Source organism: Bacillus sp. LQ01, assembly GCF_057624735.1.
The window spans coordinates 126,711-136,592 of sequence record NZ_JBYEZL010000007.1 but is presented as its reverse complement, the minus strand read 5'-3'; the positions used below and the strand labels follow the sequence as shown (position 1 = coordinate 136,592).

Here is a 9,882-nt window from a genome sequence, read left to right as displayed (position 1 = left end):
CAAAAAGAAGTAGAAACAGTTGTTGGATTAGACTTTGCGATGGATCAATTATACGTCAGTTCTGAGGATGAGAGAGCCAATTATCCTAAGTTCTATCGTGAAATGTTAGACCGATTAGCAAAGGCTCAACGAGTATTATCAAGACGTACAAAAGGTTCAGGGCGTTGGAATAAACAACGTATCCGTGTAGCTAAGCTGCATGAAAAAGTAGCAAACCAACGTAAGAACTTTCTTCATCATAAGTCTAAAGAGTTAGCTACTCATTTTGATGTTGTAGCTATTGAAGATCTAAATATGAAGGGAATGTCGCAAGCACTTCATTTTGGAAAAAGCGTCGCTGATAATGCTTGGGGTATGTTCACTTCTTTCTTAGCTTACAAACTAAATGAACAAGGCAAACAGCTTGTGAAAATAGACAAATGGTTTCCTTCCACAAAAACATGTAGTAGTTGTGGAAATGTGAAAAATATGCCATTGTCTGAGCGAGTCTATTCTTGTATATGCGGTGTAAATCTCGATAGAGATTATAACGCAGCTATCAATATCAAAAATGAAGCAATACGCCTATTGGCGTTAGCATAGATAGCAATAAAATAACCCTTGGAACAAGGGAGTTAGCTCGGCTGTCTTAGGACGAATTCGTTAGCTACCAAATGTAACGACTAACCGAGAAGCCCCCACTTCAAACAGTCCGCTAGGACGTTAAGTGGCGGGTAGTTCACGATTGATTTCCATAGTTGAAAGTAAACCTCATTTACAAATTCATTTGTTTCATAACCATTTTTAACTATAGCAAATACGGTGTCATATATTCACTGAATTGTTAAATCAAATATATATTCAAAGTCTTCTTCGTCACCGGATAACAGACGGTCTATCCAGTTGCTTATGTTGTCATTACTAGCCAAACAGGCAACCTCCTTAAAATTGATTTCACTATATATATTGGACAGTAATCATGATAAAGTTCCAAGTTTGATAAAAAATATATATTTATCATCTCTTTAGAAATATATAGATTACGTTAAGCAATTAGGCTGGTGTAAATTCCACAAAATCCAATGTTTCCCATTTAAATATGATAGAATAGAAAGATATCTAAAGAGGAGGAAAAACTACTGAACTCAAACACAAAACAGTTTATTTATGATATCCAGAAAAGAAAGAACAATTATATGGAAGATGTATTAACAGCAATACAACACCCTAAAAAAGAGCAATCTGTACAGGTCATTCAAAATATAGTAGAGAAGATGGATATGATGATTAGTTTAGTTACTACCTACATGACTATTGAAACAGAATCTATGAAAGAATTAAAAGAACTTCAGGAAGAAATTATTCATGCTCAAGTTTATATTCAAAAACGAAAATTTGAAGAAACACAGAGATAAAACCCTGTGTTTTTATCCAGTAGTCTATGACGCCAATCTTTTATGAATCAAACTAGATGTAATTTGATTCTCAATTTAACTCGCGTTATGGAGTTTTGAGAATCCTTTAGCGTATAAAAACGTTAAAATGTGCGTGCTCCCCCTTTGTAACCTGAAAATTCATTCCAGCAATTCCTTACAACGTATATTTATATATACAAACTCTAATTACAGAAAAAGGGAGAAGAATGTTTATTATTCTCCTCCCTCTGTCTATTAACACTACTTGATTATAGCTCTGTAACCTTTTTTATTCATCTCATGTTATTCTACGAATAGTTTAAGGTATAAGTACTTCTTATTTGATATTTAGTGCTGATTCACTGAAAACATATATTCTTTGTATGTTTTTCGTGTGGATAAAATAAGCCCCATCATTAGCATGTTCGAAAATAAAGAGCTTCCGCCATATGATAAAAATGGAAGTGCAATACCTTTGACAGGCATTAATCCCACAATCATACCGATATTTTGAAAAAATTGTAACATTAGAACGCCTACAATTCCTGCACATAGTAAGGTGCCGAATAAATTATCTGCGGAATTACCAATTATAAGTATTCGGGAAAGCATTAAGAAGAATATACATATTATAAAAGTGGCAACTATAAAACCGCCTTCTTCGGCAATTGTGGCAAAAATGAAATCAGTATGTTTTTCTGGAATATAAACATTTCCAGAACCGAGGCCTTTTCCTTCTATCCCCCCACTACCAACTGCTAAAATTGATTGTTGAGTTTGATATCCCTGATCTGTATGCTGAAATGGATCTAACCAGCCTAAAATTCGCGATTGTTGGTGGGGCTTTAATAAAGTAACTAACTTATTGAAGAAAATATCTGGATATTTTACGTATATAAATATTAAAGCAGACAATACAGTCATCGGAATTCCTGCACATAGTACGATTAACTTTTTTTGGATTCCTGACATAAATATAATACATGCAATGGCTGCTATATATAGGAACACCATTCCCGTATCGGGTTGACTATATACAAGTAACGCAGGTGGAATAGTTATCAAACATATTTTACCAATCAAAAGCAAATCAGTTTGAAATGTCCGTGCCATATACTGTGCATTATGTTTTACGACTAAACTTGCGGCCAGAAGAATTAAGGCAAGCTTAAAAAATTCAGCTGGTTGAATAGCACCAATAATTGGAAATCTAAACCATCTTTTTGCCCCTAATATTTCAGGTGTAAAACTTGACACTGGTAATACCTTTAAAATGATAATTGAGATGAACCCCACAATATAAATCGGCCAAGCTAATTTTTGTAATTGATCTAAATCGATATTGGCAACAATTAATAATAGAACAAAACCTATGGCGTAATTTACCATTTGTTTCATAGCAAAATTTTGGTTGCCATATTGCCCGGTTTGCTGACTACTGTATATTGCAACAATACTGGTGACACATAATATGAATAAAATGAATATTAGTTTCTTATCTAATTTTTTTAAAAAAACTATTTTTTCCACCATTATCCCCCCTAGGCATTGTTGTATTTACTTTTTATAGGAACTATCCTGTTTTTTATGTGTACATTAACATTTATTAATATAATTTTACAATAATAAGGATAGATTGAACATTCTCAAAATTATCCATACTAATTAGACTACTTTAAAAAGGTGTATGATTAGTGTGGATAAGGAAAGTTTATTTAAATGGATACATTATGAGCCTAATATTATTTTGTTGAACGTGAAATGATACCTACGGTAAAACCTAAATTCTCGTGACTTGGTGGAGTGCTTTTTAAATCCTGCCTACTTTGCATGAGTCACTCCAAACTTATCTGAACCAGACATGTAGTCAGACTATTTTTAGAATACGGGTATCACTATGACCTGATTTAATAGATCTCTCACATGAATCTTAAAGTTCTTACATTAAAAATTTTCTCAATTATATTTTGAATTTTTTCGGAGAAGTTCTTCAATAAGTTTTGCTTTTTCATTCACCTTTGTTGCATATGTGAAATCACCATAACAATATGGATACCTAAAATTATTTTTATTTCCACCACAAGTGTACATCTCTGGATTTTGATCAACTTTCATCTTAGAAAAATTTTTGGCGGAATCTTCCGAGTGTTGTTTAACTTCTTGACTTGCAATAAAATCAATATACCCTGGTCCCATATTATAGCTTTGAATAATTGTATCCATGCTAACATCTTTTTCCGTTCCATATTTGTACATTTGAGCAAAGTGTTTTACTCCTTGTTCAATGCTCAGGCTTGTCTCTTGAATTTCATTTGGCTTTAATCCCAGTGATTCAGAAGACTGCATAGGGTCATTTCCCTCACCTCTACTCTCTTGGTACATAATTCCTAATAAAACTGCTGTTTTCTCTCCTAAATTATATTTTTCTAATTCTTTTTTCAAGTTAGACTCATATTGCAATACACGTTTTTCGGCAGCAATCACTTTATTTCTTTGAATATTGGTTTTATGCTTTACATAAAATATTACAAGCATGGTTCCTAAACCTAAAATACTTATAATGAATAATATAATAAATCGTGATTTAATCGTATCCTTCATACATTACTCCTCCTCGTATAAAAAATTCGTACCTTTTTGGGTCCAAAATTATTTTTTTAGGTGTAAATTTTAATATAGGAATTTAAAGGAAAAACAACCGCCTGAATTGGAGGTTTTTTCAAGGCGGGTTATTCTTTGAATCGTTTCCTTCTCCCTACAAGTATCACACTTTTTTTTTGAAATTTTTTGTTCTTTGTTTTGCCCAATTGATACATTTCTTTTCAATTAAATGATACGATAATATAGAACAAATTATTGTCGTTGTAATACATAAGATAAGAAGAAAAAGGGTAGGTATCTTTGCATACAAAAGTTTAAAGAGTACCATCGTGATTGGAAAATGACATAAATAGATACTATATGAAATTTCCCCTAAATATACAAATACACCCTTATTTAAAATAGCTTTTACCTTTAGGTTATTCATTGCCATAATGATTATTATACTCACACCAATTACGACACCCCAATCTTTTAATAAGAAAGTAGTATCATTACTAGAAAGCCCATAAATCATAATGGAATATAGATATAGAAAGATCCCTAATACAATAAGAAGTTTTCTGTTTAAGTTTTTCATCCTTTTATATAATTGAGTAAGTTCTTCCTGATGTTTAAAAAGTAGCATTCCAACCATAAACATAGATGTGAAATGCAGTGTATCGGCATAACCATTATAAAACCCCTCAGCTTTCCCAATATGCAACTTATTAAGGAAAATACCGATTAAAGAAAAGCTCATAGCAAACAGTATCGTTTTCTTCCAACTCTGTTTATAAAACAGAAGGAATAACAAGGGAAACACGATAGATATACGCATTTCTTGAGCTAATGACCAGATAACCGGATTATAATTATCCGTAAAAAAGTTATTAAGAAGTACAAAGTGATTCATAATATCTAATTTTGTTATAGGCCCTTGCCACTTATCATAGAACCAGTCTCGTAGTCCCGTAACTTCATATGGTGAAAACAAAATAAATAAAGCAAAGGTAATGATTATCCAAAAATAATAAGGAATATAGATTCTTACAAATCTCTTAATTAAATATCCCCAATAATTTGTTTTTGAATGATAGAGTGCCATAGATAGCACAAAACCACTGAGTACATAAAAAATGATTACAGCTTCCCCACCAGCCCATAAAAACCTAAGAGGGGAAAATTTAATAGAATTAGGCAACGAAGGTAGCATTAAACAAAAGTGCCCAAATACAACTGTAATTGCGGCTAAACCTCGTATTGAGTCTAATTCGTTTATTCTCTTACTCATAAAGTATTCTCCTTGTAAATTGTAGTTTTTGCCTTTTAATAAAGGTCATTTAACCCCTCGATACTACAAAAAAAGTTGTGTATCTTTTAAAGAGATTTTTCATATTCATACATAAATTATAGAAAGAAAAAATAAAATTTATCTAAAGTTTTTTTTAACATTTATCTAAAGTTTTTTAAAATGGTATTCATCTTATATTAAAACGCATAAACATATTTATTTTAAATGTTAAAGTCTGTGTTTGTTCACAGCGTTTTTGTTGTAAAGAAAAATATATTGTAAAAACAAAACTGCCTTTGTATTTAAGCGTTTATTTAAGCCCTCAAGGCTGAGTAAGGTACCAGTGGCTGCATGAAGTTTACTACATAATTGTACTAAGGGAGCACTTGCTACTCGTTGACTGATTAAATTCTGTCTGTTTCTCTGCCCATTGAACACCCTTATTTTCAGTCCAACCTGAGGTATTAGTAACATGCTTTAATAGATCTGATCCTTTTAAACTTTTCTGTAAACCACGGTTAAATACACGTGTCATATTAGGTATTGTAATTCGAGTATTGGTTTCTGCATTTTTCAAATCTTCATTCGTTAAATCTCTGGGTGCTAATCCACCTCGATGAATTTGAAGCAGTCCCAGGGATGTGCCCTGATCTCCAACTGCATTTGGATCAAACTTGCTTTCAAGGTGCATATCCAACCATAATTAGTGATTGAGTATGCACCTTCAATTTTCCGGTTATTTTTTTATGAATATATTTTTGTACATATGCGTTTTATATAGTGATTTCTAATAATAAGGAAGTAAATAATTTGCATACAAATAAGGCTTAGTAATAATTGTTGAAGTTCATTGTACGTTAAAAAGGTGGAGTCTCTTTGAAGACTTAGCCTTTGTTTATATAGAGCGTGAATGGTTTCAATACCTTTTATCGTACGTGAAGCATGACGGAGATTTTGAAACCCTGCAGATTTGCCAAAACGTCTCGTTACATGCCTATACCCTTGTTCAATTAGATTGTTTAAATGCTTGATTGTACAATGGATTGTAGTTTGATAAGATCTCAATCCTAACATCAAACGAACTCTCATTTTAATAAAACGCTGAAAATCTTCTTTCCTGTTTTTCTCTCTATTTTTTGGTTGCTTACATTAGAAATGCTCAACTGTATAATGACACATGTTAAACTTACAAATAGACTTGTTAATAACGTTTCATACTGATTATGCCTTTCTTTATGCTGTAATATTTAATAGACAACCTAAACAATAAAGTTGTTCCACATTTACAAAAAAAATAATTAAATATAAGATGAAATAGGCTACATAAGGGAGGGTTATATGTTACATACAAAAAGATGGAGATTTTTTGCGGTTCTTTCTATTGTAGGTTTGATTTTACTAATTTTATTAAAAATCAACTTCATTTCAATTACTATCGCAACTTCTTCAGCTGAAAGAGGAAAGATTTTTGATAAAAATGGTGTAATACTAGCTACAAATAAGAAAGTTAAGTCTCTATATTGCACTTCTAATGATGAAAGGCTATCGAAACAAGATACATCAAACACACTAGCTTTTTTCAATCAATTTTCAAGTGAGTTTCAACATGATATTTCTACAGAGAACATAAAATCTCAATTACAACAATCTTGTAAAAAGCAGACTATGAATGATATACCGTTATACTCTGATATAACTGAGAATGAACTTGCATTCATAAACAAAAACAAACCCCATAATGTAATAATTAAAGATGAATGGGTTCGATATTATCCTAAACACGAAATTGGTTCACAAGTAATTGGGTATGTAGAAAATGACCTTAATTCAAAGCATATTGCTGTTGGAAAAAGCGGCATTGAGCTGCAATGTGAAAATGATTTAAAAGGAAAACCAGGTAAAACTCTTATTTTTAAATTGAATAATAAAAAGTTCTTATGGAACATTCAAAAAGTACAAAAAGGTAAAGATGTACGGCTAGCTTTAGACTCTGAGTTGCAGCAAAAGGCAGAAGAAGCATTAAGATCTCAAATTAAGAAAACACCTGATGCTAAAGCTGGTTATGCTGTAGTGAGCGATGCAAAAACTGGCGCGATTTTAACTATGGCCAACTCGGCAGCTTTTGATCCAAATATGTTAAATACAAATGTATCTTCCAGAAAAGAAAACATTAAATCTCTTTCGCAAAATAAAGCAATTCAACAATTAAAGTATGGTGAATCTTATGTAAATATGGCTTCTACTATAAAACCACTCACTATTTTAATTGGATTAAACGAAAAGCTTTTCCAACCCGAAGATACTTATTTAGATAAAGGTACTTTTCAGTATGATAATCAAAATAACATTACGAATGCACCTGGAACGCCAACAGGGGAGATTACACCGAGGCAGGCTATCATTAATTCATCTAACACATTTATGACAGCAAAAGTAGCGCTGCCCTTATTCAACCAAAATAATGGGAATATAGAAAAAGTAGCAAATATATGGACAGATTATTTAATGCAATTCGGCCTACGTTCTAAAACCGGGATTGATTTACCCTTTGAAGAAGACGGAAAATATGAATTTCATCCATCTAATAAGTTTGAAAATGGAATCTCCGCTTTATTAAATGCCTCTTGGGGAGGAAATGAAGTGCATACCCCTCTTCAACTCGCTCAATATGCAGCAACTTTGGCAAGTAAAGGTGATAAATATAAACCTCAAATCGTAAGTGCTATTATTGGTCAGGACAGTAAGGAAACAAAAAAGTTTAAACCAATTTTAGAAAGTTCAAATCGTTATCCTATAGAATTTTGGAGTGTCGTACAAGGTGGAATGAGTCAAAATATAGAGGAGATTAAAAATTTACCCTTTCATGTCGCAGGTAAAACGGGTAGTACAGGTTCTCCGAATGAGCAAGAAAGAATAATAAATCATTCTCTTTTCATTGCATATGCTCCTGCCAAAGATCCACAAATCGCCATTTCTGTTGTTATTCCTGGTGGTAATTCAGAAAAGAATAGTGCCGCTCTTGTTACAGCAGAAATTTTAGATTCCTGGGATACTCTTCAAAAAGAGAATAAAAATAAAGAGGAAGGTTCATTAAAGTGAACCTTCCTCTTTTACCATATAGATTCTATATTCGTTATTTTCCATATACCTTCATGATTCTTTTCGAACATGAAAGAATATTTAATATCAGTTAAAACATACTTTTTTTGTACATATCCAGTAGTATCACCGTTAATAGTCGATATTTTTATATATCCATTATTTTGCAATTTTTCCGGGATCCAAGCTTTTACCATATCATTAGATACTTCATACAAAACTTGTGATTCTAGTTTTGGTTCAGCTAAAATTTTCGTTTTGTTTCCAGTAACAGTTGCATATATAAAGTGTGCTTGATTTGATTGATTACTTTCTGTCGATCCACTTGGCACTTTGTAAACTTTCTTCGTATCATTCACAAATTCTCCCCCCATTGTAAGAGCGACTTGCAACTCATGAAAAATATCATCATCAAACTTCAGTTCATCCTTCTTATAACTCTTCCCTTTAAATAGAACTTCATCATTTAACGCTCTATACAGGTCATTTTCATTTTTTGAATTTGTACTTCGAGATAAGTCATACATAAATTGTTTTAGTGAGGGATCTTGATCAGATTCATCTTTTGTTTTCGACTTAATTTGAGTACTACTTTGTACCGGTGATTTATTATCATCAAACCAAGGTTGTTGAACAATAAAAAATAACATTGTACAAACCAAAACAACTACAATAGGCAATACTTTTTTACGAAATGGTCTCTTAAATGTTTCAGAATCTACTTCACTATTTTGGGCTATCGATTGCTTTATTTTATAAATAAATTCTTCTTCATCTTTACGATTCTCCATTGGACCGTTTTTTAATTTGCTATACCAATCAGGATTTTTTTTACTGTTCATCACTTCTATCCTCCCCTATTAGTTTTGAAACCTTACTTCTCGCTCGGCTTAATCTAGATTTGACTGTTCCAATTGATACATCTAATGTTTCAGCCATTTCTTCATAAGATAATTCATATTTCGCGTCCAATATAATTATTTCACGATGTTTTTTAGGTAATTTTAATACAACATCCCACACTTCATTCATTTCCTCTTGATTAAAAAATTCTCTTTCTGCCGATGGAGATTGCTTATCGTCACTAAAAAATCCCACTAAAGATATCCTTTTAAAATAAGAGGATTTCAAATAGTTTATTGCCGTATTTCTTGTAATTTTTAATATCCACGTTTTAATAGATGACTCCTTTCGAAACGAACGCCAATGTTTAAAAACCTTTATAAAGACATCTTGTGTGATGTCATCTGATAAGTGTGGATCTTTCGTAATAATAAATGAATAATTCCATACATCTTGCCAATAGTCTTTTATAACATAGTCCAGCTCATCATGATTACATTTTTTAATAAACTTCTGTTCCATTTCCACACCTCAAATTTATTTGAATAAACATAAAACTGCCCTCACTTTTAATATGGTTTCAATATATAGACATGATACAAGTCTCATTTGTTCCATAGTTTATTTTTTTATATTACCATTGTAATTAACGCCAATGGACAGTATAAAGTA

The 9,882-nt window shown here is 31.9% G+C and carries 8 protein-coding genes and 4 pseudogenes; 4 read left to right on the top strand and 8 right to left on the bottom strand.

All coding sequences use genetic code 11. The features are described from left to right. Nucleotides 1–582, top strand: a 582-nt coding sequence (locus AC22L0_RS26990; protein ID WP_487272545.1) for an RNA-guided endonuclease InsQ/TnpB family protein, incomplete at its 5' end; no start/stop codon positions are given. Nucleotides 583–713: 131 nt separating this feature from the next. Here the strand turns inward: AC22L0_RS26990 and AC22L0_RS26985 are convergent. Next, nucleotides 714–908 (bottom strand): annotated as a pseudogene (locus tag AC22L0_RS26985) (sigma-70 family RNA polymerase sigma factor); the annotation flags it as partial. Between the two features lie 210 nt (nt 909–1,118). On the opposite strand from AC22L0_RS26985, the gene AC22L0_RS26980 reads away from it, so the two are divergent. Next, complete coding sequence (locus AC22L0_RS26980; RefSeq protein WP_139848382.1) at nt 1,119–1,394, top strand: hypothetical protein; 276 nt, start codon at nt 1,119–1,121, stop codon at nt 1,392–1,394. 348 nt (nt 1,395–1,742) lie between these two features. Here AC22L0_RS26980 and AC22L0_RS26975 read toward each other — a convergent pair whose 3' ends face one another. Continuing rightward, a complete protein-coding gene (locus AC22L0_RS26975) occupies nt 1,743–2,927 on the bottom strand; it encodes an FtsW/RodA/SpoVE family cell cycle protein (protein WP_065705753.1) in 1,185 nt (394 codons plus the stop codon). Nucleotides 2,928–3,081: 154 nt separating this feature from the next. On the opposite strand from AC22L0_RS26975, the pseudogene AC22L0_RS26970 reads away from it, so the two are divergent. Beyond that, nucleotides 3,082–3,156 (top strand): annotated as a pseudogene (locus tag AC22L0_RS26970) (IS6 family transposase); the annotation flags it as partial. A gap of 194 nt (nt 3,157–3,350) precedes the next feature. Here the strand turns inward: AC22L0_RS26970 and AC22L0_RS26965 are convergent. The 4 genes and pseudogenes from AC22L0_RS26965 to AC22L0_RS26950 form a co-directional block, all read right to left on the bottom strand. Next, entirely contained in the window at nt 3,351–3,995 is a 645-nt protein-coding gene (locus tag AC22L0_RS26965; protein WP_095691616.1) for a lysozyme family protein, read from the bottom strand. 163 nt (nt 3,996–4,158) lie between these two features. After that, nucleotides 4,159–5,268 carry an acyltransferase family protein gene (locus AC22L0_RS26960; RefSeq protein ID WP_095691617.1) on the bottom strand — a complete coding sequence of 370 codons (1,110 nt, stop codon included), beginning with the start codon at nt 5,266–5,268 and terminating at the stop codon, nt 4,159–4,161. 361 nt (nt 5,269–5,629) lie between these two features. After that, nucleotides 5,630–5,950: pseudogene (locus tag AC22L0_RS26955) on the bottom strand (transglycosylase); the annotation flags it as partial. 149 nt (nt 5,951–6,099) lie between these two features. Then, nucleotides 6,100–6,324, bottom strand: a pseudogene (locus AC22L0_RS26950) (DDE-type integrase/transposase/recombinase); the annotation flags it as partial. 282 nt (nt 6,325–6,606) lie between these two features. On the opposite strand from AC22L0_RS26950, the gene AC22L0_RS26945 reads away from it, so the two are divergent. After that, entirely contained in the window at nt 6,607–8,367 is a 1,761-nt protein-coding gene (locus AC22L0_RS26945) for a peptidoglycan D,D-transpeptidase FtsI family protein (protein WP_139848384.1), read from the top strand. Nucleotides 8,368–8,378: 11 nt separating this feature from the next. On the opposite strand, the gene AC22L0_RS26940 is transcribed toward AC22L0_RS26945, so the two are convergent. Together AC22L0_RS26940 and AC22L0_RS26935 are read right to left on the bottom strand one after the other, a co-directional pair. After that, nucleotides 8,379–9,209 carry an anti-sigma factor gene (locus AC22L0_RS26940; protein ID WP_087965887.1) on the bottom strand — a complete coding sequence of 277 codons (831 nt, stop codon included), beginning with the start codon at nt 9,207–9,209 and terminating at the stop codon, nt 8,379–8,381. Then, the gene (locus AC22L0_RS26935; RefSeq protein ID WP_139849782.1) at nt 9,199–9,732 is read right to left on the bottom strand and encodes an RNA polymerase sigma factor; all 534 of its coding nucleotides are present in this window, start codon (nt 9,730–9,732) and stop codon (nt 9,199–9,201) included. Before AC22L0_RS26935 ends, AC22L0_RS26940 begins: the two co-directional genes overlap by 11 nt. Between the last annotated feature and the right edge of the window lie 150 nt (nt 9,733–9,882).